Genomic DNA, 26,337 nt, shown 5'->3' on the forward strand with positions numbered 1-26,337 from the left:
GACATAGCGATTATTACCGTGCTTAAAACTCGAATTATTACCGCTCTTATCCTGGCTCCGATTGCGATCGGCGGCATTTTCTTTTTACCCGCGTTCGGTTTTTCGCTCTTCACCGGTGCAATTATTGCTCTCGGTGCCTGGGAGTGGGCCAACATGTCGGGTATTGAGGGTCAGGGTGGGCGCATTGCATATGCTGCCGGTGTTGCCGTTTTGATGGCGTTGATATCGCAGCTCAATGTGTCTGCTGTGGTGGTTTTATCATTGGCGTTTGCCTGGTGGTTAGTGTGCTTGGGCCTGGTTAGTCGTTATCCGGGAGGTTCAGATACCTGGGGTTCTACGGCGGTCAGGGCGCTAATGGGGTTGTTTGTGCTTCTGCCAGCGTGGGTCGGTTTGAATCATCTGCGCACCGGCGGTTTTGAATTTGGCGCTTTGACCAACAGCTTGTTGGTGATTCTCTATATCTTCCTCATGGTTTGGGTAGCCGACATCGGTGCATACTTTGCGGGCCGGGCGTTTGGCAAGGCCAAATTGGCGCCTCGTGTGAGCCCCGGAAAGTCTTGGGCCGGTGTTTGGGGTGGCTTGGTCGCTGTGGGTGTGTTGGCTTTGGTTGCCAGCTATATCGCCAGTGCCAGCTTGCAAGATACGCTTTTGTTACTCATTGCCAGCTTGTTTACAGGTTTCGTTTCAGTGTTGGGCGACTTGCTTGAAAGCATGCTCAAGCGATTTCGTGGCATCAAAGACAGCAGCCAACTGTTGCCAGGACATGGTGGCATTATGGACCGGATTGACAGCCTCACCGCCGCGATTCCGGTTTTCGCATTGATCATTACGTTGCTTGGTTGGCTGGGCGCGGCCAGCGTGTCTGTATGACCCAGCGCAGCGTTACCGTTTTAGGGGCGACCGGCTCGATAGGGCTTAGTACTCTCGACGTTGTCCGCCGGCATCCGGAACGTTTTTCAGTGTGGGCATTGACAGCCGGCACGCGGGCGCAAGAGTTGGCGGCTTTGTGTCGGGAGTTCAAGCCTGCTTTTGCGGTGATGGCCGATGGTGATGCCGCCCGTGAGTTGGCAGAGTTGCTGGTAGATATGCCGGGAACAACCGTGCTCAGTGGCGAGCTAGGGTTGTGTCAGGTAGCTGCAGCAGAAGAAGCGGACACTGTGATGGCCGCTATCGTGGGTGCAGCCGGGCTTGCGCCCACACTTGCTGCGGTTCGTGCGGGCAAGCGTGTGCTGCTGGCTAACAAAGAAGCGCTGGTGATGTCCGGCAAATTGTTTATGGATGCGGTGGCTGAATCGGGAGCGGAGCTTTTGCCCATCGATTCGGAGCACAACGCCATCTTCCAGTGCATGCCGGCTGACAAGGTGCGTAACCCCGTTGCTGCCGGTATCACTCGCATTTTTCTCACAGCCTCTGGCGGGCCTTTCCGTACATTTACAGCAGAATCACTAAGTTCGGTAACACCGGCTCAAGCCTGTGCTCATCCGAACTGGTCTATGGGCCAAAAGATCTCGGTTGATTCCGCTACGTTGATGAACAAAGGGTTGGAGCTGATTGAAGCCTGTTGGTTGTTCAACACCACCCCGGATCATGTCGAAGTGCACGTTCACCCGGAAAGCATCATTCATTCGATGGTGGAGTACGCCGATGGGTCTGTACTGGCCCAGATGGGAAGCCCAGACATGCGCACACCCATTGCGAACGGTATGGCTTGGCCAGAGCGTATTGCAGCGGGTGTGGCTCCTCTCGATTTGTTCGCTATCGGTAAATTCCACTTCGAACGCCCGGATGTGCAGCGTTTCCCGTGTTTGCGTTTGGCGGCTGATGCGTTCGCAACCGGCGGAACAGCACCTGCCGTTCTTAATGCTGCGAATGAAATCGCGGTTGCTGCATTTCTTGAAGGTAAGCTGTCCTTTACCGATATCCCCGTTATCATAGAGCGAACGCTAGCCGTCACTCATGTGGTCGACGCCGATAGCTTCGAAACCATTTTCGCTAAAGATGCTGAGGCACGCGCGCAAGCCAGCGAGCAGATTGGCTTATTGTCGGCCTGATATCGTGTCGGCGTTTCATTAAGCTGTAGCCCAGACCAACACCGGAAGACCTATGCAGATTATTCAAAGCGTACTGGCATTAGCGCTGACTCTGGGAATCTTGGTTACCCTGCACGAGTATGGGCATTTTTGGGTGGCCCGACGTTTCGGTGTAAAAGTGCTTCGATTCTCGGTTGGTTTCGGTAAACCGCTTTTCTCCTGGTATGACCGCCAGGGCACCGAATACGCCATTGCGGCCATTCCGTTAGGTGGTTATGTCAAAATGCTGGATGAGCGTGAAGGTCCTGTTCCTGAAGAGTTGCGGGACCAGGCTTTTACCTCTAAGCCGCCTTCTCAGCGTATTGCCATTGCCGCTGCTGGACCGATAGCCAACTTTATTTTTGCGATTCTCGCTTATTGGCTGATCAGCGTTGTGGGTGTCACGACTGTCGCTCCTATCGTTGGTGAGGTGGCTACAGACAGTGCTGCTGAACGTGTGGGCTTGCAGGAAGGTATGGAAATACACTCGGTGGATGGCCATCGAGTAACGTCCTGGCGGGATGTGAATATGCGCCTGTTGGAGCGTGCTGGAGAGTACGGGCAGGTGTCATTGCAAATTTCCGAGCAGGGTTCTCGGGGTGTGGTGTCAGGGCCGTTGAATGGTTGGGCGCTGAGTGATGATGCTCCGAACCCGTTGGCAGAGTTTGGTGTGACCCCTTGGCGCCCTGAAGTTCCGGCCGTATTGGGGCAGGTGGTTGAAGACGGTCGCGCTCAGGCTGCCGGACTGCAGGCTGGTGACCGTGTATTCGCCGTAAATGGAGAGCCAGTAGACAATTGGTTTGCCTTGGTTGAGCGGATTCGTAGTGCACCGGAGCAGCCGTTAGTTCTGTCGGTCGACCGAGACAGTGGCCAGCTTGAAGTGGCGGTTACGCCCGGTGCTCGCACTCTGGACGACGGGCAGGTGATTGGTTTCGTGGGTGCGGGTGTGGAAGCTATTTCATGGCCTGACGAAGTGCTTCGGGAAGTACAGTTCGGGCCTTTGGCTGCGATACCGAATGCGTTGCATGAGACTTGGGCTGACACCCGTTTGACTCTGGTCGCCATCAAGAAGATGGTTACGGGACTTCTGTCACCGACGAATCTGAGTGGGCCGATCACCATTGCCCGAGTTGCCGAAGCCAGTGTCAGTTCGGGGTTTGAAGATTTTGTCCGTTTTCTGGCTTATCTCAGTGTAAGTCTGGGTGTACTGAATTTGCTACCAGTACCGGTGCTGGATGGTGGTCACATCGTGTATTACACGATTGAGGCTATTCGCCGGAAACCCTTATCGGAAAGGGCTCAAGAGCTAGGGTTACGAATTGGTATGGCTTTGATCCTGACTTTAATGGTGTTTGCTCTTTACAACGACCTGATGCGGTTGTGAGAATTGCGGGCTCCTTACCGCACATTAACCAGGCGATATAACTGAATGAGACGTTCTCTTCTAGCTGTAGCTGTTGGCCTCGCGATTACCGCAACCGGTATGAAGCCAGCGTTGGCGGACGAATTCACGGTTGCGGACATTGAGGTGGAAGGCCTGCAGCGGGTATCTGCGGGTTCGGTGTTTTCCGCGTTTCCGATTAATATGGGCGAGCAGATTGATGAAGCTCGTTTGGCGGCCGCCATCAAAGACCTGTTTCGGACGGGCTTGTTTACCGATATTGAGGTCAGCAGAGACGCTGGTGTTTTGATATTGACGGTGCGTGAGCGCCCCTCCATTTCGTCGATCGAAATTGAGGGCAACAAAAACATTGAAACCGATATGCTGACAGATGCCTTGGCTGGTGCGGGCCTTGATGAAGGGCAGGTCTTTCGCCGGGCGACCCTTGAGCGTCTGGAGCTCGAAATCCTGCGATCCTATATCGCGCAGGGGCGCTACAACGCACGAGTGAAGGCCTCGGCTGAAGAGCTGCCGCGTAACCGTGTTGCTATCCGACTGGATATCAATGAAGGCTCGGTAGCCGCTATTCAGCATATCAATATCGTCGGTAATCGCGAGTTCGACGATGAGACGTTGACGGATCTTTTCGAGTTGCGCAGCAGCAGTTGGTGGAACTCGCTTACCAACAGCGACAAGTACGCTCGCGAAAAACTCAGCGGTGATCTGGAAACCTTACGTTCGTTCTATTTGGACCGCGGGTACCTGGATTTCAATGTTGAGTCCAGTCAGGTGTCTATCTCGCCGGACAAGCAGCAAGTCTTCATTGCGATGGCCCTCAACGAAGGCCCTCAATACACCATCTCCGACATTCAGTTGCGCGGTAACCTCATTCTTGAAGAGGAAGAGTTGCGCAAGTTTATTCCGGTGGAGGAGGGGGATGTGTTCTCCCGTGCGCAGATGACGGCGATTTCTGAAGCTTTGTCGTTCCGTCTAGGCCGTGAAGGTTATGCCTTTGCCAGTGTGAATGCGGTACCCGAGCCTAACGAAGATGACACTGCGAAGGTAACCTTCTATATAGAGCCGGGCAAACGCGCCTACGTACGCCGTGTTAATTTCAATGGCAACGTATCCACCAAAGACGAAGTGCTGCGCCAAGAAATGACGCAGATGGAAGGGGGTGTTGCCTCTTCCGATCGAATCGAGTTCTCGAAAACCCGTCTTGAGCGCATGGGCTTCTTCAAAACGGTTGATGTGGAAACCGCGCCGGTTCCGGGTTCGGATGATTTGGTCGATGTTAATTACAGCGTCCAAGAACAGCCGACAGGGAGTTTGTCCGCCTCGGTGGGCTTCTCTCAGAACTCCGGTGTGATCCTGGGTGCGTCGGTTTCCGAGAATAACTTCTTCGGCAGCGGCAAGCGGGTTTCGTTCGGGGTGAACTTTAGTGATTCCGTCAAGAGTGCCAACGTTTCCTACATGGATCCGTATTACACCGTTGATGGAGTGAGCCGCGGCTTCAGCCTGTTCGCACGGGAAACGGATTATCAGGAAGAGGATATTTCATCCTACTTGCTGGATGAATACGGCGCCCGGATGACGTTTGGTTACCCGACGGATTCCATCACCCGGCTCAATTTTGGTGTGGGTGTTACCCGTTCAGATATCCAGAAAGGCGTTTTCTCTTCGGAGGAAGTCAGAACCTTTATTGAAGACGAAGGGGATTCATTTACCAACTACTTCCTGTTTGGTAGCTGGCGCCGGAGTACCTTAAACCGCGGTGTGCTTCCGACCAAGGGCTATAGTCACTCTCTGTCATTGGATGTGGCCGTACCAGTTAGTGATCTGACGTTCTACAAAGCCAGCCACCGCACGGACTTCTATTTCCCATTGGTTGACAGTCAGCGCTGGGTTGTTCGAGCGCGAACCGAAGTTGGGTTTGGTGATGGTTATGGCGACCGTTCGCAAATGCCGTTCTTCGAGCACTTCTACTCTGGGGGATATGGTTCGGTGCGCGGTTATCGAGCCAACTCTTTGGGTAACAAAGCGACAAACCAACCAAGCGATTTCTCCGATCCGGATCCGTTTGGCGGTAACCTGCTGACGGAAGCAGGCCTAGAGTTGATCTTCCCGACACCGTTCGCCGGTGATACCCGAAGCATGCGCACGTCGTTTTTCCTGGATGCTGGTCAGGTGTTTGATACGGACCGTGGTTTTGATCCTGAATTGACGGAAGTGCGGACCTCAGCGGGGGTGAGTTTCCAATGGATTACGGCCGTTGGCCCGCTGGCATTCAGTCTTGCTAAGCCGCTGAATGACAAGAGTGGTGATGATACTCAGGTGTTCCAGTTCTCGCTGGGGCAGACGTTCTGACACGTAATATAAAAACGAAAAGATGAAACAAAGGAGAGTTTTAATGAAACGTATTTCAGCAGTTCTAGGCTCGCTATTACTGGCCTTCTCTTTTCACGCCGCGGCAGAGACTCGCGTGGGCGTGGTGGATCTGCGTCAGGCGTTGTTTTCGTCAAATGACGCCCAGGCGTTCAGTGAAAAATTGCAGAAAGATTTCGCCGCCGATGAAAACAAAGTGCGCGAAGCCCAGGAGACCGCTCGCAAACTGAAAGATCGTCTGGAAAAAGACGGGGCGATGATGAATGAAAGCGAACGCACCAAGTTGGCGGCCGAGTTTCAGGAGAAGGTTCAGGAGTTTAACTTCCTTAAGCAGCGTCTTGACTCAACGGTGGCACAGCGCAAACAGCAGTTCCTGGAAAGTGCGCGCCCTGAGGTGGATGTAGCCGTTAAAGAGCTCTTGGATGAGCATGGCTTGGATTTGATTTTGCCGAGCGAGGCTGTTGTTTACGTGAAGCCGGAAATGAATTTGACTCCGCAATTGCTTGAAAAGCTGAACCGTTAAAAAAGCACGGCCTCCCCGTTCCGGATATTTGGAGATAACAATGGCAGAAACATCCTTTCGTCTTCAGGAAATTGCTGATGCGTTGGGGGCCAGCCTCCGGGGAGATCCGGACGCCAGGGTGTCTGGCATGGCAACTCTGCAGGCGGCAGGAGCCAGTCACATTAGCTTTCTGGCGAACCCTTCTTACGGTAAGTATTTGAGAGAGACCCAAGCCGGAGCCGTCATTGTGTCTCCCGCCACGGCTGATCAAGCTCAAACCAATGTCCTGATATTAGACAACCCATACATGGGTTATGCTCAGCTTAGCCATTGGTTCGACCGCACCCCTGTTGCTCCCGCGGGTATCCATCCCAGCGCGGTCGTTGATCCCAGTGCGACGATCTCCTCGACGGCCAGTGTTGGGCCTCAAGTGGTGGTGGAGGCCGAGGTGGTTATTGGTGAACAAGTGGTTGTCGGTGCCGGCTCTGTCGTTGGAGCCCGGTCTCGTATTGGCGACAGTACAGTACTCAACCCCCGGGTTACTCTGGCTCATGACGTTGTTGTTGGACGGCGATGCAGTATTCTGAGTGGTGCTGTCATCGGTGGTGCGGGCTTCGGTTTTGCGAACGACAAGGGCGAGTGGCACCGCATTGCCCAGCTAGGTGGCGTTGTTCTGGGTGATGATGTTGAAGTAGGTGCCAACACGACGATTGATCGTGGTGCATTGGAGCCCACGGTGATCGGTAATGGGGTGAAGCTGGACAACCTCATTCAAGTTGCTCATAACGTTCAGATTGGTGATCACAGCGCTTTGGCAGCTATGACTGCGATCGCAGGTAGCACAAGCGTTGGTAAATACTGTGTGTTCGGCGGCGCTTCAGCGGTAGCTGGACATCTCGATATTGCCGACCAGGTTCATCTGACAGGGATGAGTATGGTCACTAATGATATATCGGAACCGGGTGTGTATTCGTCCGGGCTACCTGCAGATAAAAATCGACAGTGGCGAAAAAATGCAGTTCGTTTCAGGCAGTTAGACGGCTTGGCGCGACGAATTAAAGAACTCGAAAAGAAATTTAAGGGCTGAGGCCGGTCATGACAATGAACATCGAAGAAATTCTGGAATACTTGCCGCATAGATATCCGTTTATGCTGGTCGACCGGGTAACCGAAGTCGAGAAGAATGTATCGATCAAAGGCTATAAGAACGTGTCGTTCAACGAGCCCTTTTTTACCGGACACTTTCCGGATAACCCGATCATGCCTGGTGTGTTGATTATTGAGGCAATGGCCCAACTTTCAGGCATTCTCGGGTTTGTGACAGTAGGACGGAAACCGTCAGACGGCGTGATACAATATTTGGCTGGTTCCGATAAGGCTCGTTTTAAACGCCCTGTGCGCCCCGGAGACCGCTTGGAACTGGAGTCCGAGCTTGTTTCCGCCAAGCGAGGCCTATGGAAATTTAATTGCCGCGCGTTGGTTGATGGCAACGTTGTCTGCGTGGCAGAAATACTAACCGCTGAGAGAGAAGTTTGATGGCGACAAATGACTGGTCGGGTGTCCATCCTCAAGCGATTGTGGACCCATCAGCCAAGCTGGGGGCCAACGTAACGGTAGGCCCTTGGAGCTATATTGGCCCGAATGTGGAAATCGGTGATAACACCGAGATTCTTTCCCACGTTGTTGTAAAAGGTCCAACGGTTATCGGCAAAAATAACCGGATTTTCCAATTCTCCAGTGTTGGGGAAGAGTGTCAGGACAAAAAATACGCGGGTGAGCCGACAACGCTCGTCATCGGCGACAACAACACCATTCGCGAGAACTGCACCATCCATCGCGGCACTACACAAGATCGCGGTGAAACTCGCATTGGTAACGATAATCTCCTGATGGCGTATGTGCACGTTGCCCACGACTGTGTGGTTGGCAACGGTACCATTTTGGCGAACTGCGCGACCTTGGCAGGCCATGTCACGGTCGGTGACTTTGCGATTCTCGGCGGTGGCACCATGGTGCATCAGTTCTGCCACATTGGTGCGCACAGTATGGCGGCAGGCGGCAGTATCGTTTTGAAAGATATTCCTGCGTATGTCATGGCCAGCGGCCAATCTGCTCAGCCGCACGGTATGAATGTTGAAGGCCTGAAACGCCGAGGGTTCAGCAAAGAAGATTTGTTGGCGTTGCGCCGTGCTTACAAGGTTATTTACCGACAGGGTTTAACCAGCGAGCAAGCGCTGGCGGAACTTGAGGAAAGTTACGCTGATACCCCTGTGATGAAGCCTCTGATTGCCTCGCTCCGGGGATCGGATCGCGGCATCATTCGCTAAGTCGGCAGGAGGCTGTCGGTGGCAAATGTTCAGGTTGAATCAGTCAGCTTTCGCAAAGTAACTATAGCGATTATCGCAGGGGAGGCATCGGGGGATATTCTTGGTGCCGGGCTTGTTCGGTCGCTTCGCTTACGATACCCCAATGCTCGTTTTGTTGGCATTGGTGGTGATGAGATGATTGCCGAAGGCTTCCATTCTTTGGTTCCCATGGAAAGACTTTCCGTGATGGGGCTGGTGGAAGTATTAGGGCGAATCCGGGAGCTGTTCAGCATCCGCGCCCGTCTTCTGGATTACTTCTTTACAACCCCTCCTGATGTTGTGATCGGCATCGATTCACCAGATTTCACCATTACTATCGAGCGCCGGTGTCGCGAGGCGGGCATTCCTTCTGTGCATTATGTCAGTCCCTCGGTGTGGGCTTGGCGTCAGAAACGTATTTTCAAGATAGCCAAATCGATCGACTTGATGCTGACGCTGCTTCCTTTCGAAGCCCGATTTTACGAAGAGCACAACGTACCCGTAGCCTTCGTAGGTCATCCGCTCGCTGACCGGGTGCCGATGGAGCCCGATACGTTGGCAGCCCGAGAAGCACTAGGCCTTGATGCAGATAGGCCGGTTTTGGCTGTCTTACCTGGCAGCCGGGGTGGCGAAGTTGAACGCTTAGGGACCTTGTTTTTGGAAGCGTCTCGTTGGCTGCAAGGTCGCAGGCCGGATATCCAGCTGGTTATTCCCTGCGTAAACCGTGACCGCGAGCGGCAAATTGAGGCGTTGGTGGAGTCGCTTGAAGTTAAGCTGTCGGTGACCTTGGTGCGTGGCCGTTCTCGCGAGGTGATGGCGGCCAGTGATGTGGTGATGCTGGCATCCGGAACGGCCACCTTAGAAGCTATGTTACTCAAGAAGCCAATGGTGGTGGGATACCGACTGAGTAATTTTAGTTTTAAGTTGCTGTCGCGTCTGGTCAAAGTGCCTTGGGTCGCACTACCAAACCTTCTCGCCAAGAAAGAGTTGGTGCCCGAATTATTGCAGGACGATGCCACCCCTGAAGCGCTTGGTGCTGCAGTATTGGAGCGGCTTGAAGATGAGGCAGGGCGCGCTCGCTTGAAAGAAGCATTCACCGAACTGCACATCGCTCTAAAACAAGACGCCGACGAGCGCGCTGCCGCGGCGGTTTCTCTGCTAATCGAGAGTAAGCGCTAATGGCTGCGAAAGAATTACCGCCGTTCGAATGCTCTTACCAAGGAAGGCTGTTAGCCGGTGTGGATGAGGTGGGGCGAGGTCCGCTGGTGGGCGCTGTTGTGACGGCAGCGGTTATTCTCGATCCAGATCGCCCGATCGCCGGGCTAGCCGATTCCAAGAAGCTGACCGAGAAGAAACGGGCAAAGCTGTACGAGGAAATTATCGAAAAGGCCGCCGCGTGGAGTCTTGGCCGCTGCGAGCCAGAAGAAATTGATCGCTTGAATATCTATCAGGCAACCATGCTTGCGATGCAGCGGGCGGTCGATGGCTTGGCGATTGCGCCGGAGTACGTTCTGGTAGACGGTAACCGTTGCCCGAAATGGCTGTGGCCATCCGAGCCTGTTGTCAAAGGGGATGCTCGGGTTGAGGCAATTAGCGCTGCATCAATCATCGCGAAGGTGACCCGGGATCGCGAGATGGATGAGCTTGAGGAAAAATACCCGGGCTTCGGGTTTGCCAAGCACAAAGGTTATCCGACCCCGATTCACCAGGAAGCCTTAAGGCGTTTGGGAGCGACCCCGGAGCATCGTCGCTCTTTCCGGCCGGTTCAGCTGGCGATAGAGACGGTAGGTATGTTTTCGCCAGAAGAGCCTCGCAGTGAAGATTTAAGCTATCCGACCGATTTGTTTGAAAATATGGGTTGACGCAACAACTTATCCTCTGTAATATTCGCGCCACGTTGATCGAGGTTGGCCTCGAAATAAAACGAACAGTTTGATGCGGGGTGGAGCAGTCTGGTAGCTCGTCGGGCTCATAACCCGAAGGTCGTTGGTTCGAATCCAGCCCCCGCTACCATATAAAAGAAAGGCAGATCAGTAACTTACTGGTCTGCCTTTTTTATTTTTGCAACTCGAAATTCCTCTGTGTCCCTTTTCTCTTCGCTAGAAGTCTTCGTTTGCCCCCGATTTGTCACTTCCGACCGTAGCTACATTATCTCGGGGAAATTAAATTGTTCCTGTATCGATTTTGAGGAGAAAATTAGACTCTAGAGCTAGGTTCGGACAGCCTTTCACCGCTGTTTTTTTCGCGATTACCTGATTTTTTGAGTCGGTAGGCGAGGGCCGGCCGAGTTAAGCCGAGTAAGCGTGCGGCCTCAGATACATTCTGTCTGCTCATATCCATAGCTCGGTGCATGAGAATCGCTTCTACCTTTTCTAAACTGATGTTGTTGGTAATGATGCTGTCTGCCCAGTGAGTTTTACCATTTGGTGAACCTCCATCCACGACCTGGCCGGAATCGCCAATTATTTGTGGGCAGTCAGACGAAGGCGGTTCGAAGTCGCTATCGGGGAACACCGCAAAAAGCGCTTCTTGACTGATTGTCTCGTTGTTTTCGGTAAGGATTATCCCCCGCTCAATTACGTTTTCCAGTTCTCGAATGTTTCCGGGCCAGCGATAGCGAAGGCAAACCTCCAGCGCTTTGTCTGAAAGGCCCAAGGTGTGTTTGTTATATTCCGCTTGGAACTTACGCAAAAAGTGTTCGGCCAGCAACGGAAGGTCCTCTAGGCGTTCGCGCAGCGGAGGTATGTGCACAGGGAAAACATTAAGGCGATAATAGAGATCTGCTCGAAACTTTCCGGCTTCAACGGCTTCTGCCAGGCTTTCGTTCGTTGCAGCGATAATGCGAACATTGATGGGACGGGTGCGATTATCGCCAACCCGCTCTAACTCCCCTTCTTGGAGCACTCTCAGTAACGAAGCCTGTGCGCGGGGAGTCAGCTCAACCACTTCATCGAGAAAGATAGTGCCATTGTGGGCCCTTTCAAAGCGGCCTGGGCGGGACTGGTTGGCGCCAGTAAATGCGCCTTTTTCGACGCCGAAGAGCTCAGACTCTATGAGATCTGGGGGTATCGCTGCACAGTTGACCGCAACAAATGGGCCCTCAGCTCGTTCGCTCCGGAGATGAACGCTGCGGGCGATGACTTCTTTGCCGACGCCGGTTTCGCCAAGAAGCAGCACTGACACTTTGCCTTGCGCTGCTTTATCAATCATTTTACAGACTTTGTTGTAGGATGCTGATTGCCCAATACCGTAGTATTGCCCCTGTTGCTTTTCGAGGCTACTACGAAGGGAACTGACTTGTGATTGCAGGTCGTAGAGCTCTTCGATGATAGGGTCTGCCTTGAAGTAACGGGCAAACTCCACTGCATCCTCCCATTGTTCTGCCGGTTTTCCGACAATCAGGCATTGCTCATCGCCACAGCCTCGACAATGGGTTTCGCGGAAGATGATTTCGCGCCCCATGAATGAAGATGTATAGGCGCATGCGTAGCCAAGTAAAGCCCAGCATGCTGGTTCCGTCATCTGTCCGAGTTCAGTCTGACAAATCTCTACTTCAAATGAATCAACCCATTCGATTTCCGCATAGAACATTCCTGATTCCTGGTCCAGATCCACCTTAATGGGATTTACTTTTACCATCCCTTTTAGTGCGTGGAGCTGGGGGCCTGCCAAAAAAATATCAATATCATCACAGTGGGGCCTGAGCTTACGGGCTAATTCGGCATCTCGTAGGCCCGATTGGTAACCGAGGCGCAAGAAAAAACCCTTCGCCCTTTCAATTCCCATACTGTTAACCATTTCTCGCCGGAATGCACCCATCGCGTTCACCGCCATTAGCAGCATTCGTTGTTCGCCGAGCCAAATTTTTCCCTCTGAGCTCAAGAAGCGAATTTGGTCTGTAAGATCCTGAAATTGCTTTTCTTTTATTCTCATCTTTTCACTGATTTTCATGCTCGGATCCCCTTTTTGTTGTTGTACGGGGTGAACGTACTCGTACGGAATGTTTGTGAGCATATATCCCCTGATTGGTGAAGGAAATCAACCAAATGCTTAAAAACAAGTGAATTGTCGTCGGTGTCACCAGGGAGTTCAGCAATTGCTCACTTCTTTATTCTTGTTTTATCAAATGATGAATTTTTCAAGTAATTATCTTATTTCAAGAACCTCGTCAGGAGCTTTTTAGATTTTTGGGGTGATTTTAAAGTCCCTTTTAAACAATGAGTTGAGGTGTTTTTGCTTGTTGTTTTTATGGTTTTGGCACAGTCGTTGCTCAAACCCTTTCAGGAAAAACAACAACGACGACGAGGTCACCGATGGAACAACGAAGAAAGACCTTTAACGAGTACACCCGCTATATCCGGGTTCGTAGCGCACCAGAGGATAAGTTTGTCGAGTTCGATTTTGCTATCGGCTACCCCGAGCTTTTTGTCGAGCTGGTGTTACCTCGGGATGCTTTTTTGGTTTTCTGTGAGCACAACAAGGTAGTGCATATGGATTCCGACATGATTCGCGAGGTTGATGACGACATGGTCAAGTGGCGCTTTGGAGAAAATGGACACCGTTAGGCGCACATATCAACAACGCCAACATCCACCTCATAACAACAACGATGGTAGGGCCGTTATGACTATTGAAATTAAAACCACATCAGTGGAACCCATTCGCAATACCTATTCTGCGATCGCGCGCCGATTCGGTGATAAGCCTGCGACCCGTTATCAAGAGGCTAGCTTTGATCTTGAAGCAAGAGCCAACTTTCACTACCGGCCGCTATGGGATCCAAAGCGCACACTGAACGATGCGAGTCGAACCTCTATTCGAATGGAAGACTGGTATGCAGTGACTGATCCACGTCAGTTCTTCTACGGGGCTTACGTCGGAAATAGGGCGAAGATGCAAGAGGCTGCAGAAAGCAACTTTGCGTTCTGTGATAAGCGTAACCTACTGACCCGCCTCCCTGAAAAGACTCAGCACCAACTCCTACGTCTCTTAGTACCTCTGCGCCACGTTGAGCTAGGCGCCAACATGAACAACAGCAAAATAGCAGGCGATGCTATCGCGACCACCGTTGCCCAGATGCACATGTTTGCTGCAACCGATCGCCTAGGGATGGGTCAGTACCTGTCCCGCATTGCTCTGCTGCTCGATGGCAGCACAGGCAAGGCGCTGGACGAATCCAAAACCTTCTGGATGGATGACGAGCTCTGGCAGCCCATGCGCAAACTAGTGGAAGACTTGCTGGTAATCGATGACTGGTTTGAACTCACGCTTGTGCAGAACGTCCTTCTGGACGGTCTTATGTACCCGCTTATTTACGATCATATGGATGCCTGGCTGGGAGAGCAGGGCGCCGAGGATGTGTCTCTGCTCACTGAGTTTCAGCGTGACTGGTACAAGGAATCCCAGCGCTGGACTAACTCTATGATTAAAACTGTCGGCGGTGAAAATGACGGCAATCGCGAACAACTCCAGCACTGGGTAACCCAGTGGGAGCATCGAGTCTATGAGGCCCTAATGCCAATTGCGCAGGCTACAACTGGCCTAGGCGCTCTGGATGAAACCCGCGCTGAGCTTTCCGTTCGGCTAAAGAAGGCAGGCCTTGAAAGTACAGGAGTTCAGGCATGAGCCAGAAAGTATTTATAGCATTTCAGGACAACGACAACGCCCGCTATCTGGTAGACGCAGTTATGCAGGACAACCCTGAGGCCGAAGTGCAGCACCAACCGGCCATGATCCGAATTGAGGCCGAGAAGCGCCTCGTTATCAACCGGGAAACAATGGAAGAAACGCTCGGCCGCGAATGGGATGTTCAGGAAATGTTGATCGATGTGATCAGTATTGGCGGCAATGTCGACGAAGACGACGACCACTTCATTCTTCAGTGGAACTGATTGGGAGATCCAGCATGGCTATCAAAAACAAGAAACTGAACCTTAAAGATAAATACCAGTACCTCACGCGTGATATGGCGTGGGAGCCCACGTATCAGAAAAAAGAAGACATCTACCCGGATGAGCAGTTTGAGGGTATCAAGATTACCGACTGGTCGCAGTGGGAGGATCCGTTCCGCCTGACAATGGACGCCTATTGGAAATATCAGGCCGAGAAAGAAAAGAAACTTTATGCAATTTTCGACGCTTTTGCGCAGAACAACGGCCATCAGAATATTTCGGATGCCCGTTACGTTAACGCGCTGAAACTGTTCCTCTCCGGAGTCTCGCCGCTCGAGTATGCAGCTTTTCAGGGCTATGCACGAGTTGGACGTCAGTTTAGTGGAGCCGGTGCGCGGGTGGCTTGCCAGTTGCAAGCTATTGATGAGCTGCGTCACTCCCAGACTCAGCAGCATGCGATGAGCCATTACAACAAGCACTTCAATGGTCTGCACGATGCGTCGCACCAGCATGACCGAGTCTGGTTCCTCTCGGTTCCCAAGTCATTCTTTGACGATGCCCGGTCTGCTGGTCCATTTGAGTTCCTAACTGCAATTTCATTCTCGTTCGAATATGTGCTGACTAACTTACTGTTCGTGCCATTTATGTCAGGGGCGGCCTATAACGGCGATATGGCAACGGTCACTTTCGGGTTTTCTGCGCAGTCGGATGAAGCCCGACATATGACACTTGGCCTTGAGGTGATCAAGTTCATCCTTGAACAGCACGAAGACAACGTGCCCATCATTCAGCGGTGGATCGACAAGTGGTTCTGGCGCGGCTTCCGCCTGCTGAGTCTGGTGGGAATGATGATGGACTACATGCTGCCTAATAAAGTGATGTCCTGGTCGGAAGCGTGGGAGGTCTACTACGAGCAGAATGGGGGGGCCTTGTTCAAGGACTTGGAGCGCTATGGCATTCGTCCGCCTAAGTACCAGGATGTTGCCAACGCTGCTAAGGATCATGTTAGCCATCAGGCATGGAGCACCTTCTATCAGTACAGTAAGGCGACCAATTTCCATACTTGGATGCCCGAAGAAGAAGAGATGGCTTGGTTGTCCGAGAAGTATCCGGAAACCTTCGACAAGTACTATCGTGCGCGTTTTGAACACTGGGACAAAGAGCATAAAGAAGGACGTCGTTTCTATAACAACACGCTTCCTCAGCTCTGCCAGGTGTGTCAGATACCGGTCATGTTCACAGAAAAGGACGACCCGACCGTGTTTAGCCATCGTCAGATTAAGCACGAAGGTGAGCGCTATCATTTCTGCTCAGATGGTTGCTGCGACATTTTCAAGAATGAGCCCGAAAAATACATCCAGGCGTGGCTGCCCGTGCACCAGATCTATCAGGGCAACTGCGGTGGTGCCGATGTCCCAACAGTGGTTGAAAAGTACTACCACATCAATCTTGGTGTCGACAATTTGGAATATCACGGGTCACCTGATCATGAGCGCTGGCTGGATATCAAAGGCCTGAAACCATTGAAGTCGAGCAGTGCCAAAAAGAGCGCTGCCTGATCTGATTTTCCCGCCCTGCGGGTATCGAGTCGGGGCGGGGTTCTATAACAAGAAGGAGAACATCATGAGTGTTAACGCCATATCTGAGTACCGCGCAGAACCCAAAGACCGCGTTGAGAATTTCAATGGCATGCAGTTGCTGTATGTCTATTGGCCTCATCATCTTATGTTCTGTGCACCCTTCGCCTTGCTGGTTGCGCCCGACATGACGTTTGGGACGTTTGTAGAGGATGTGCTTAAGCCTGCTGTTGCAGCGCATCCGGACGCTGAAAAAGCGGATTTCATGAATGCCCAATGGCGACTCAACGAAGAGGTCTTTACTCCGGATCACGCGGCTACGCTGATCGATAACGGTATTGACCACAAGAGCATGCTGACAATAACCACTCCGGGCCTGGAAGGTATCCGGGGTTCTGCATCCTGAGGGCTGAGCCATGAGCTACACAGTGACCATCGAGCCAATCGGCGAACAGATAGAAGTTGAAGAAGGTCAAACTATTTTGCAGGCAGCGCTGCGTCATGGAGTGTGGTTGCCATTTGCCTGCGGCCATGGCACCTGCGCAACTTGTAAAGTCCAAGTGGTCGACGGTGATGTGGATGTAGGTGAGGCCTCATCGTTTGCGTTAATGGACAGTGAGCGCGAGGAAGGTAAGGTTCTGGCCTGCTGCGCCACACTTGAAAGTGATGTCACCATCGAAGCGGATATTGACGTTGACGAAGACTTTGAGTGCTATCCCGTTGAGGACTATCAGGCGACTGTCATTGATATCGTCGACCTGTCGCCGACCATCAAGGGAGTACACCTCAAACTCGACCGCGGGATGACCTTTCAGGCTGGCCAATATATCAACCTTGACTTGCCAGGCGTTGAAGGGGTGAGAGCCTTTTCCTTGGCCAACCCTCCCAGTCGCCCAGACGAAGTTGAATTGCATGTCCGCCTCGTCGAGGGCGGTGCAGCGACTAGCTACATTCATCAGCAGTTGAAAGAGGGCGACACATTGAACCTTTCAGGCCCTTATGGGCAGTTCTTTGTGCGCGGTTCACAGCCGGGAGATCTTATTTTCATTGCGGGTGGCTCGGGTCTTTCAAGTCCCCAGTCGATGATTCTGAACCTGCTTGAGCAGGGTGATAAACGACAAATCGTGCTTTTCCAAGGTGCCCGTAACCGGGCAGAGCTCTATAACTACGAGCTTTTCGAAGGAATGGCTCGGGATCATGAAAACTTCACCTATGTGCCAGCGCTGAGTCAGGCTGATGAGGATGTCAGTTGGCAAGGATTCAGAGGGTACGTTCACGATGCGGCATCGGCCCATTTTGAAGGGCGGTTCTCTGGTCGGAAAGCCTATATGTGCGGGCCGCCTCCAATGATTGACGCAGCGATTACCGCCTTGATGCAAGGTCGCTTGTTTGAACGGGATATCTTCATGGAGAAATTCCTAACGGCGGCGGACGGCGCGGACGATGTTCAAAAGTCTGCCTTGTTCAAGAAGATATAACGGGGTGCGCCATGGCCGATTCGTACCAAATTACGGAGACGCGCAGTGGAATGACATTCCGCTGCACTGAAGAGCAGAGTGTCCTCGTCGCGATGACGCGGCAGGGATGCAACTGTGTACCGGTTGGTTGCAAGGGCGGAGGCTGCGGTTTTTGCAAAGTTGTGGTTCTCAGCGGGGAGTATGAGTGCGGAAAGATGAGCAAGCTCCATGCGCCGCCAGAAGCCATACAGCAGGGAAAAGTATTGGCCTGTCGCATTTATCCGCTCACGGATTTGGTCATTGAGCATCGCGCTGAGCCTGGTGATTAGACAGACGGGTTAGCTTGGAGTCTTCAAATGCGAGTTTTGGCCCTATTTTACCGGTTAAGGATCGCTATGCTGAGTTGAATGCGAAGTCTTAGTAAGTAACTGATTCACATCTTAAATAAAAACAATAGTAATGAGGTTATTGTCATGAGAAAAGGTGTAATTCGTCCTGGGCACGTCCAAATTCGCGTACTCGATATGGGTGAAGCGATTAGGCACTACACAGACCTTTTGGGTTTGATTGAAATGGACCGTGACGATCAGGGGCGGGTCTATCTAAAAGGTTGGACGGAAGTTGATAAGTTTTCTGTTGTCCTGCGCGAAGCCGATGAGCCAGGTATGGATTTCATGGGTTTTAAATGTATGAGCGAAGAGGTTGTCGATCAACTCCGCGAAGAACTGATCACGTTCGGTTGTGAGGTTAAGGAGGTTTCTGAGGAGGAGCTGAAAGACTGCGGGCGAAGGGTTCGTTTTGTGGCGCCTACTGGTCATACCTTTGAGCTTTTTGCAACCAAAAAGCAAACTGGGAAATGGGGGGTCGGCAATCACAATCCAGAGGCATGGCCCCGTGGTCTGGAGGGTATGAAAGCCACCCGTTTTGACCATTGTCTGTTGTACGGTCCCAACCTGGATGAAACCTTAAATCTTTTCCGTGATGTGCTCGGTTTTGACTTGGCCGAGCAGGTGATGGCACCGGACGGAAAGCGGGCAGCACAGTTCCTAACCGTGAGCATGAAGGCCCATGATGTTGCCTTTATTCATCACGAAGAGCTGGGCAAATTCCACCACGCCTCTTTCTTTCTGGAAACCTGGCAGGATGTTCTCAAAGCCGCCGATCTGCTGACTATGACAGACACCCCGATCGACATTGGGCCGACACGTCACGGGCTGACCCACGGCCAGACTATTTACTTTTTTGACTCCTCTGGAAACCGTAATGAAGTGTTTACGGGTGGAGATTACCACTACCCGGACCACGAGCCCGTAACCTGGGGTGCGGAAGAGCTGGGCAAGGCAATCTTCTACCACGACCGAGAGCTTAACGAACGTTTCCTGACCGTGCTCACTTAACCCGTATGGATTTTGGGGAGAAACTTATGCCGATTGCACAGCTTTATATTATTGAAGGTCGAAGTGATGAACAGAAGGAAGCGCTGATTCGTGAAGTGACGGAGGCGATATCCCGCTCACTTGAGGCCCCTGTGGAGCGAATACGGGTGATGATTACTGAAATGCCCAAGCAGCACTTCGGGATCGCAGGCCAATCTGCAGTAAAGCTCGGACGCTGATTCCAGGCTATTTCCAACAATTACAAAAAAGGAAACATCAATGAAATATAAAAATGCAATCGCTCTTGCCACTTTGTTGGCCGGAGCCACAGGTGGATCCCCTTTGCTCGCTGCCAACGGACACTATGTACCCGGTGTAGAAGGCATTGACGGGCCTGCAGTGCCCCCACCCGGTGCGTACTATCGTGGCTATCTGGTGCATTACGATATAGACAACCTGAGAGGCGGCCAGGGAACCAAAGCCCCAGGGGAAAACACGGGTGAGGTTACGGCGCTGGCTAATCGGTTTATCTGGATCACAGATGAAACATTTTTGGGAGCTAGTTACGGCGTAGAGCTGATTGTTCCGCTGCAGCATACCTCACTTGATTTTGAAGGGTTGGGCGTTCGGGACAGCGACAGCGGTTTGGGGGACGTTTTCGTTGGTCCGATTGTGCTGGGCTGGCACGGACAACAGTGGGATGCGGTTTTTGCGGCGGGTCATTGGTTTGACACCGCAAGCTATGAGCCCACCGAGCCCGCATCCATAGGCAAAGGTTATGGTACTACCATGCTGACGCTGGGTGGATCTTGGCATATTGATGCCGACAAACGCTGGTCTGTTTCAACACTGTCCCGTTACGAGATCAAGACCGAAGTCGAAAACAGTGATGTTACACCTGGAAACAGTTATCTAATTGAGTGGGCTCTGAACCATCGCCTGGATAGCGGCCTGAACGTCGGATTGGTGGGCTACGAAGCATGGCAGTTTGAACAGGATAGTGGCGCTGGCGCGGGTCCAGACAAAGCTGAAAAACATGCCCTGGGCGCGGAGGTGGGATACTTCTGGCCAAGTTACGGAGTGGGCTTTAACGGCGCTTTATATCACGAGTACAACAATAAAACAGGTCCGGAAGGGCAGCTTTTGCGCCTTCAGCTAACCAAGATGTTTTAAGACAGACGACGCTAACAAGAAAGGTGAGCCATGCAAGAGTTTAAGCATTTTATCAATGGTGAATATGTGGCCTCGGCCGCTGGCAAGACATTTGAAAATCGTTGTCCTGTCGATAACAGCCTCATTGGCCAGGTGCATGAGGCGGGTGAACTGGAAGTTGATGCCGCTGTCCGAGCCGCCAAAGCTGCGTTGAAAGGTCCTTGGGGCAAGTTGACCCAGAAAGAACGCTCCACAATGTTGCACAAGATCGCCGATCGAATTAATGAGCGTTTTGACGAATTCTTAGAAGCAGAGTGTCGAGATACCGGTAAACCTCGCTCGATGGCCAGTCACATCGACATTCCTCGTGGTGCGGCCAACTTTAAAGAGTTTGCTGACAGCTTGAATCATCCGACTGAGGGGTTCCGTATGGAGACCCCGGATGGCACCGGTGCCATCAATGTAGGTCAGCGAACCCCTAAAGGCGTGATTGCCGTTGTTTCTCCCTGGAATCTACCGTTGCTACTGATGACGTTTAAGGTTGGCCCCGCGCTGGCGTGCGGTAATACGGTGGTTGTTAAGCCGTCAGAAGAAACGCCTGCTACGGCTACGTTATTGGGTGAAGTGATGAATGAGTGTGGCGTACCGGCGGGCGTGTTCAACGTGGTGCACGGTTTTGGTCCTGACTCGGCAGGTGCTTTCCTGACCACTCATCCCTTGGTTGATGCCATAACGTTTACCGGTGAAACCCGCACCGGAGAAATCATTATGAAGGCTGCCGCGGTAGGGCTGCGCAACGTCTCGATGGAGTGTGGCGGTAAAAATCCCGGCATTGTGTTTGCCGACTGTGATCTCGAAAAAGCTGTTGCTGGCACCATGCGCTCAGCGTTTGTTAACTGTGGCCAGGTTTGTTTGGGTACAGAAAGGATCTATGTGGAACGGCCGATTTATGGTCGGTTCCTCGCTCGAATGAAGGAAGAAGTGGCGAAGCTGAAGCTCGGTCGGCCAGAAGATCCTGACGCTAACTTCGGACCTTTGGTCAGCCTTGAACATCGAGATAAAGTTAAAAGTTATTACGACCTGGCTAGAGAGGAAGGGGCAACGGTTGAGGTCGGCGGTGACATCCCGGATATGGGCGCCGAGCTGAATGACGGTGCCTGGATCGAGCCAACGATATGGACCGGTTTGCCTGAAAATGCTCGCGTTATCCGCGAAGAAATCTTTGGTCCCTGCTGCCATATTCGTCCATTTGATACCGAAGAAGAAGCGATCGCCCTGGCGAACAATACCGATTACGGCCTGGCCTGCGCGATTTGGACTGAAAACTCTTCTCGTGCAATCCGAGTGGCTGAACAGATGGAAGTAGGTCTGGCGTGGGTGAACTCTTGGTTCTTGCGAGATCTTCGTACCTCATTTGGTGGAGCTAAACAGTCTGGACTGGGCCGTGAGGGTGGAGTGCATGGGCTTGAGTTTTACTCCGAAACTAAAAACATCTGCATCAAACTCTGAGGAAGGGAAATGGATAAGCAACAGATTCAGGCCTGTGGTGATGAACTCTACCAAGCTATGCTCACCCGCACGGCTGTGCGCCCGCTGACTGAGCGTTTTAGCGATATCACCATTGAGGATGCTTACAACATATCTCTCCGAATTCTGGAGCGCCGTACCGAGTCCGGAGAAAAGGTGATCGGTAAAAAAATCGGACTCACCTCCAAGGCTGTGCAAAACATGCTTAAGGTTGGTCAGCCTGACTTCGGCCACCTAACAGACAAAATGGCTTTTAGCCAAGGCGAGGAAGTCCAGATATCGGATCGCCTGATGCAGCCCAAGGCTGAAGGCGAAATCGCGTTCATCCTGAAAAAAGATCTGATGGGGCCAGGGTTGACGGCAGCTGACGTACTGGCGGCAACCGATTGTGTGCTCCCTTGTTTCGAGGTGGTCGACTCCCGGATCGAAAACTGGGAAATAAAAATTCAGGACACCGTGGCTGACAATGCCTCCTGCGGCGTTTTTCTGCTGGGCGATAGGGCTGTGAATCCACGTAAGGTGGACCTGGCGACCTGCGGCATGGTGGTTGAAAAAAATGGGTCAATCATCAGCACCGGAGCAGGCGCTGCGGCTTTGGGTAGCCCGGTTACCTGTGTGACATGGCTGGCAAACACTTTGGGGCAATTTGGAATTCCGCTGAAAGCTGGGGAAGTGATTTTGTCGGGTTCACTGGTGCCATTAGAGCCTGTCCAGGCGGGCGACTTTATGAGTGTCAGCGTGGGTGGAATTGGCGGTGCGTCCGTCCGTTTTATCTGACCGGCCCCATTGATAAAAGGAATACGAATATGAACAAGAAACTTAAAGCCGCCATTATCGGCCCTGGCAACATCGGCACCGACCTACTGATGAAAATGCAGCGCTCCGAGTGGATTGAGCCGGTCTGGATGGTTGGTATCGATCCCGAGTCTGAAGGGCTCAAGCGCGCCGCCGAGATGGGCATTAAAATTTGCTCCTCTGGGGTGGACGGTATTTTGGAGCGTATCATCGAGGATGATATCCGCGTTGCTTTTGATGCGACTTCAGCATACGTCCACGCCGAGAACAGTCGTAAGCTAAACGAGCTGGGTGTCATTATGGTTGACCTGACACCGGCTGCTGTAGGCCCGTTCTGCGTACCACCGGTGAATTTGGCAGACCATGCCAAGAACTTGGAAATGAACGTCAACATGGTTACCTGTGGAGGCCAGGCCACCATACCAATGGTTGCAGCCGTAAGTCGTGTTCAGCCCGTGGCCTATGGAGAAATCATCGCAACTGTGTCTTCACGTTCTGTGGGGCCGGGTACACGCCAGAATATTGATGAATTCACCCGCACCACTGCTGGCGGCGTGGAAAAAGTGGGCGGCGCCAAAGAAGGTAAAGCAATCATCATTATCAATCCGGCTGAGCCACCATTGATGATGCGCGACACCATCCACTGTCTCACTGAAAGTGAGCCAGACCAGACCGCCATTACGGACTCCATTCACGCCATGGTAAAGGAAGTGCAAAAGTACGTTCCGGGTTACTCCCTGGTCAATGGGCCAATCTTTGATGGCAATAGGGTCAGTTGTTACATGCAAGTGGAAGGCCTAGGTGATTTTCTTCCCAAGTACGCTGGCAATCTGGACATCATGACGGCCGCCGGATTACGCACCGCCGAGATGTTTGCAGAAGAAGCAGCAAGTGGGACCATCAAACTACCGGCACGCGGCTAAGCGGGAGAAATGACGATGAATCTGAACGGTAAAAAAGTCACGTTGCACGACATGAGCTTGCGCGACGGTATGCACGCCAAGCGTCACCAGATCAGTCTGGACGAAATGGTGAACATCTCCAGGGCCATGGATGAAGCCGGAATGCCGCTGATTGAAGTTACCCACGGTGACGGCCTTGGCGGGCGTTCACTTAACTATGGCTTTCCGGCCCATAGTGATGAGGAATACCTCAGCGCGGTGGTGCCAAAGATGAAGAATGCCAAAGTTTCTGCACTGCTTCTGCCGGGAATCGGAACTGTTGATCATCTGAAAATGGCAAAGGATCTGGGGGTGTCCACTATCCGCGTAGCGACACACTGCACAGAAGCCGATGTGTCGGAGCAGCACATTGGCATGGCAGCCAAGATGGAAATGGACACAGTGGGCTTTTTGATGATGGCGCACATGGTTAGCCCGGAGAAGATACTAGAACAGGCCCGGCTAATGGTTGGCTATGGCGCAAATTGTATTTACGCGACCGACTCTGCGGGCTATATGCTGCCGGATGATGTGACGGCGCACATTGGTTTGCTACGAGCGGAGTTACCTCCCAGCGTTGAGGTTGGCTTCCATGGTCATCACAACCTGGGTATGGGGATTGCTAACTCGTTGGCTGCGATTGAGGCGGGTGCATCCCGAATCGATGGCTCGGTTGCAGGGCTGGGTGCCGGAGCGGGTAATACGCCCCTTGAGGTGTTTTGTGCAGTACTGGATCGCATGGGAGTTGAAACCGGTGTTGATCTGTACAAGATCATGGATGTGGCTGAAGACCTTGTGGTACCGATGATGGATCAACCTATTCGTGTGGACCGCAACGCATTGACTCTGGGGTATGCGGGGGTTTACTCCTCGTTCCTGTTGTTCGCGGAACGAGCTGAGAAAAAGTATGGCGTTTCAGCCCGGGATATTCTGGTAGAGCTTGGCCGTCGCGGCACTGTGGGCGGGCAGGAAGATATGATTGAAGATCTGGCGCTGACCATGGCTAAAGAAAAGGGATTGATCTGATGACTGAAGCATATGAGAACAAACTGACCCAGGCACAGATTGAAGAGCTGGCGGCCCACTGCGAGAAGGCCGAACTCGAAGCCTATGAAATCACCAAGATTACGGACGACTATCCGCAAATGACCTACAAGGATGCCTTCGATATCCAGTGGGAAATGCGTCGGCGCAAGGAAGAGCGCGGCCATAAAATCGTAGGCATGAAAATGGGGCTCACTTCCTGGGCAAAAATGGCGCAGATGGGTGTTGAACAGCCTTGTTACGGCTTTCTGGCTGATTACTTCAGTGTACCTGAGGGTGGCGAAATCAAACATGATGAGCTGATTCACCCTAAGATTGAGGCAGAACTGGCTTTCGTGCTTAAAGATGAACTTAAAGGCCCGGGTGTACACATTGGCGATGTTCTGCGCGCCACCGACTTTGTAATGCCGGCCGTAGAAGTGATTGATTCCCGTTACAAGGATTTCAAATTTGATCTTAAAAGCGTGATCGCCGATAACTCTTCCTCGAGCCGTTTTGTGTCCGGGGGCTGTATGGCAGACATTGCAGATCTGGACCTTAAAAACATCGGGGTCGTGATGGAAATAAACGGTGACGTGGTTCAGACCGGAGCTGGTGCCGCAGTGTTGGGGCATCCGGCTGCTTCCGTCGCTATGTTGGCGAATATGATGGGAGAGCGTGGTGAAAGCTTGCCGGCTGGCAGCTTTGTTATGATCGGTGCTATTACCGCTGCGGTTCAGGTTGAAAAGGGAGACGCGTTCACCGTGCGCTACCAGGGTCTGGGGACCTTGAGCGGCAAATTTGTTTAGGGTTCTGTTTCGGGGGGCCACGGGTCATGCTCAACATACTCATTATCGGTGCAGGCGGTATTGGTGGGTATTACGGTGCCCGGCTGGCTGAGGCCGGCCACCGGGTTATACTGACCGCTCGGGGTGCACATCTTACTGCCCTGCAGGAACGTGGGTTGCTGGTTTATCACGAAAGTCAGCGAATAGAGTGCGTGGCTCCGGCAGTTGATCACGCCACGTTGGTGCAGAACTATCAAGCCCGCGACTTTGATGTAGCTGTGATTGCACTGAAATCAACGGCGACAGAGTCCGTATTGGTTGAACTTGGCCGCTGGCTTCTGGAAGACGATGTGCCGGTATTGTCGTTACAGAATGGCGTCGACAATGAACCAATACTTGCTGAGCAATTCGGTGATAACCGCGTTCTTGGTGGGCTCGCTGTACGTATTGGTGGCCATACTATAGAGCCTGGTGTTATTCAGGCGGAAGGAGCAGCCCAAGTTGTCATGGGCGCGTGGCCATACCATTCGAAACAACAGGATGCCCGTCAGCGACTTCTGACAACCCTACGCAATGCATTTGATGAGGCAGGTATTCCAACGACGGTTTCAGATAATATTCGACACGAACTCTGGCGTAAGCTGGTAATCAACAATGGTGTCAATCCCATCTCCGCACTGACGGGGCTGGATACTAAAAGCCTGACTCGGCACCCGCAATTTAGTCAAATTGTGTATGGAATGATGATGGAAACTGCTGCTTCGGCAAAGGCTGACGGCGTGGATCTTCGCACTAGCGATGTTGATGAGATGTTTGGACTGATTAGCAGTTTTAACGCAATCAAAACTTCAATGCTAGTTGATAAGGAAAAGGGGCGTCCGTTGGAACTGGATAGCATATCGGGGGCGGTACTTCGCCGTTCTGAAGCTCTCGGCATCGAGGCGCCCTATACTGCCACCGTTTATGCTCTTCTGACTCTTTGAAAGATGTCCTAACGAAACGGCGAGAGGAGAAGAGCGTTGCCATCGATGGGCTACGCCAGCAGGATGTAGGTTTCACCTTATAGGTCCGGATACTGCGAATAGTTGCTACTGAGGCCGGTTAAGCGGTCAAATATTAGGCAGGCTA

Annotated in this window: 27 protein-coding genes and 1 tRNA gene; 27 read left to right on the forward strand and 1 reads right to left on the reverse strand. The window is 52.4% G+C overall.

Going from position 1 to position 26,337, the window contains the following annotated elements:
- Nucleotides 1–18 precede the first annotated feature (18 nt).
- From K5L82_RS03660 to K5L82_RS03710, 11 genes are all read left to right on the forward strand, one after another.
- Nucleotides 19–870, forward strand: coding sequence for a phosphatidate cytidylyltransferase (locus K5L82_RS03660; protein ID WP_133007517.1), 852 nt, complete (start codon nt 19–21; stop codon nt 868–870).
- Entirely contained in the window at nt 867–2,051 is a 1,185-nt protein-coding gene (gene ispC / locus K5L82_RS03665; RefSeq protein WP_223133206.1) for a 1-deoxy-D-xylulose-5-phosphate reductoisomerase, read from the forward strand. The genes K5L82_RS03660 and ispC overlap by 4 nt, the downstream gene beginning before the upstream one ends.
- Nucleotides 2,052–2,103: 52 nt before the next feature.
- On the forward strand, nt 2,104–3,453 hold the full coding sequence (gene rseP / locus K5L82_RS03670; RefSeq protein WP_133005038.1) for an RIP metalloprotease RseP: 1,350 nt from the start codon (nt 2,104–2,106) through the stop codon (nt 3,451–3,453).
- 45 nt (nt 3,454–3,498) lie between these two features.
- Nucleotides 3,499–5,817 carry an outer membrane protein assembly factor BamA gene (gene bamA, locus K5L82_RS03675; RefSeq protein ID WP_133005039.1) on the forward strand — a complete coding sequence of 773 codons (2,319 nt, stop codon included), beginning with the start codon at nt 3,499–3,501 and terminating at the stop codon, nt 5,815–5,817.
- A 43-nt stretch (nt 5,818–5,860) separates the two neighbouring features.
- On the forward strand, nt 5,861–6,358 hold the full coding sequence (locus K5L82_RS03680; protein ID WP_223133207.1) for an OmpH family outer membrane protein: 498 nt from the start codon (nt 5,861–5,863) through the stop codon (nt 6,356–6,358).
- 40 nt (nt 6,359–6,398) lie between these two features.
- Nucleotides 6,399–7,424: a UDP-3-O-(3-hydroxymyristoyl)glucosamine N-acyltransferase gene (gene lpxD, locus K5L82_RS03685; protein ID WP_223133208.1), complete on the forward strand. Its 1,026-nt coding sequence runs from the start codon at nt 6,399–6,401 to the stop codon at nt 7,422–7,424.
- A 14-nt stretch (nt 7,425–7,438) separates the two neighbouring features.
- Nucleotides 7,439–7,873, forward strand: coding sequence for a 3-hydroxyacyl-ACP dehydratase FabZ (gene fabZ, locus K5L82_RS03690; protein WP_207924363.1), 435 nt, complete (start codon nt 7,439–7,441; stop codon nt 7,871–7,873).
- Entirely contained in the window at nt 7,873–8,664 is a 792-nt protein-coding gene (gene lpxA, locus K5L82_RS03695; RefSeq protein ID WP_133005043.1) for an acyl-ACP--UDP-N-acetylglucosamine O-acyltransferase, read from the forward strand. Before fabZ ends, lpxA begins: the two co-directional genes overlap by 1 nt.
- An 18-nt stretch (nt 8,665–8,682) precedes the next feature.
- The gene (lpxB, locus tag K5L82_RS03700; protein WP_223133209.1) at nt 8,683–9,861 is read left to right on the forward strand and encodes a lipid-A-disaccharide synthase; all 1,179 of its coding nucleotides are present in this window, start codon (nt 8,683–8,685) and stop codon (nt 9,859–9,861) included.
- A complete protein-coding gene (rnhB, locus tag K5L82_RS03705; RefSeq protein WP_133005045.1) occupies nt 9,861–10,544 on the forward strand; it encodes a ribonuclease HII in 684 nt (227 codons plus the stop codon). The genes lpxB and rnhB overlap by 1 nt, the downstream gene beginning before the upstream one ends.
- A gap of 74 nt (nt 10,545–10,618) precedes the next feature.
- A tRNA-Met gene (locus tag K5L82_RS03710) sits at nt 10,619–10,695 on the forward strand.
- A 183-nt stretch (nt 10,696–10,878) separates the two neighbouring features.
- Here the strand turns inward: K5L82_RS03710 and K5L82_RS03715 are convergent.
- Nucleotides 10,879–12,633 carry a sigma-54-dependent Fis family transcriptional regulator gene (locus tag K5L82_RS03715; RefSeq protein ID WP_223133210.1) on the reverse strand — a complete coding sequence of 585 codons (1,755 nt, stop codon included), beginning with the start codon at nt 12,631–12,633 and terminating at the stop codon, nt 10,879–10,881.
- Nucleotides 12,634–12,995: 362 nt separating this feature from the next.
- On the opposite strand from K5L82_RS03715, the gene K5L82_RS03720 reads away from it, so the two are divergent.
- The 16 genes from K5L82_RS03720 to K5L82_RS03795 all read left to right on the forward strand — a co-directional run bounded on the left by K5L82_RS03720 (nt 12,996) and on the right by K5L82_RS03795 (nt 26,192).
- Complete coding sequence (locus K5L82_RS03720; protein WP_133005047.1) at nt 12,996–13,247, forward strand: phenol hydroxylase subunit; 252 nt, start codon at nt 12,996–12,998, stop codon at nt 13,245–13,247.
- A 58-nt stretch (nt 13,248–13,305) separates the two neighbouring features.
- On the forward strand, nt 13,306–14,307 hold the full coding sequence (locus tag K5L82_RS03725) for an aromatic/alkene monooxygenase hydroxylase subunit beta (RefSeq protein ID WP_223133211.1): 1,002 nt from the start codon (nt 13,306–13,308) through the stop codon (nt 14,305–14,307).
- Complete coding sequence (locus tag K5L82_RS03730; protein WP_133005049.1) at nt 14,304–14,573, forward strand: MmoB/DmpM family protein; 270 nt, start codon at nt 14,304–14,306, stop codon at nt 14,571–14,573. The genes K5L82_RS03725 and K5L82_RS03730 overlap by 4 nt, the downstream gene beginning before the upstream one ends.
- Before the next feature lie 14 nt (nt 14,574–14,587).
- Complete coding sequence (locus tag K5L82_RS03735; protein WP_223133212.1) at nt 14,588–16,132, forward strand: aromatic/alkene/methane monooxygenase hydroxylase/oxygenase subunit alpha; 1,545 nt, start codon at nt 14,588–14,590, stop codon at nt 16,130–16,132.
- Between the two features lie 64 nt (nt 16,133–16,196).
- Nucleotides 16,197–16,556 carry a phenol hydroxylase subunit P4 gene (locus K5L82_RS03740; protein ID WP_133005051.1) on the forward strand — a complete coding sequence of 120 codons (360 nt, stop codon included), beginning with the start codon at nt 16,197–16,199 and terminating at the stop codon, nt 16,554–16,556.
- Between the two features lie 10 nt (nt 16,557–16,566).
- Nucleotides 16,567–17,628 (forward strand): NADH:ubiquinone reductase (Na(+)-transporting) subunit F, encoded by a 1,062-nt coding sequence (locus tag K5L82_RS03745; RefSeq protein ID WP_223133213.1) that lies wholly within the window; start codon nt 16,567–16,569, stop codon nt 17,626–17,628.
- A gap of 92 nt (nt 17,629–17,720) precedes the next feature.
- On the forward strand, nt 17,721–17,936 hold the full coding sequence (locus K5L82_RS03750) for a 2Fe-2S iron-sulfur cluster-binding protein (protein WP_316933364.1): 216 nt from the start codon (nt 17,721–17,723) through the stop codon (nt 17,934–17,936).
- 144 nt (nt 17,937–18,080) lie between these two features.
- Entirely contained in the window at nt 18,081–19,004 is a 924-nt protein-coding gene (locus tag K5L82_RS03755) for a catechol 2,3-dioxygenase (protein WP_223133214.1), read from the forward strand.
- Nucleotides 19,005–19,030: 26 nt separating this feature from the next.
- Nucleotides 19,031–19,222, forward strand: a complete 192-nt coding sequence (locus tag K5L82_RS03760; protein WP_223133215.1) for a 2-hydroxymuconate tautomerase — start codon at nt 19,031–19,033, stop codon at nt 19,220–19,222.
- Nucleotides 19,223–19,262: 40 nt separating this feature from the next.
- Nucleotides 19,263–20,156 carry a transporter gene (locus tag K5L82_RS03765; protein WP_223133216.1) on the forward strand — a complete coding sequence of 298 codons (894 nt, stop codon included), beginning with the start codon at nt 19,263–19,265 and terminating at the stop codon, nt 20,154–20,156.
- A gap of 30 nt (nt 20,157–20,186) precedes the next feature.
- The gene (locus K5L82_RS03770) at nt 20,187–21,644 is read left to right on the forward strand and encodes a 2-hydroxymuconic semialdehyde dehydrogenase (RefSeq protein ID WP_223133217.1); all 1,458 of its coding nucleotides are present in this window, start codon (nt 20,187–20,189) and stop codon (nt 21,642–21,644) included.
- 9 nt (nt 21,645–21,653) lie between these two features.
- On the forward strand, nt 21,654–22,439 hold the full coding sequence (dmpE, locus tag K5L82_RS03775) for a 2-oxopent-4-enoate hydratase (protein WP_223133218.1): 786 nt from the start codon (nt 21,654–21,656) through the stop codon (nt 22,437–22,439).
- Between the two features lie 29 nt (nt 22,440–22,468).
- Nucleotides 22,469–23,380 carry an acetaldehyde dehydrogenase (acetylating) gene (locus tag K5L82_RS03780; protein WP_133005059.1) on the forward strand — a complete coding sequence of 304 codons (912 nt, stop codon included), beginning with the start codon at nt 22,469–22,471 and terminating at the stop codon, nt 23,378–23,380.
- 15 nt (nt 23,381–23,395) lie between these two features.
- Nucleotides 23,396–24,424 carry a 4-hydroxy-2-oxovalerate aldolase gene (dmpG, locus tag K5L82_RS03785; protein ID WP_133007518.1) on the forward strand — a complete coding sequence of 343 codons (1,029 nt, stop codon included), beginning with the start codon at nt 23,396–23,398 and terminating at the stop codon, nt 24,422–24,424.
- Entirely contained in the window at nt 24,424–25,230 is an 807-nt protein-coding gene (gene dmpH, locus K5L82_RS03790; RefSeq protein WP_133005060.1) for a 2-oxo-3-hexenedioate decarboxylase, read from the forward strand. Before dmpG ends, dmpH begins: the two co-directional genes overlap by 1 nt.
- 26 nt (nt 25,231–25,256) lie before the next feature.
- A complete protein-coding gene (locus K5L82_RS03795; protein ID WP_223133219.1) occupies nt 25,257–26,192 on the forward strand; it encodes a ketopantoate reductase family protein in 936 nt (311 codons plus the stop codon).
- Nucleotides 26,193–26,337 lie beyond the last annotated feature (145 nt).

The sequence above is a fragment of the Marinobacter sp. AL4B genome (assembly GCF_019916045.1).
GTDB lineage: Bacteria > Pseudomonadota > Gammaproteobacteria > Pseudomonadales > Oleiphilaceae > Marinobacter.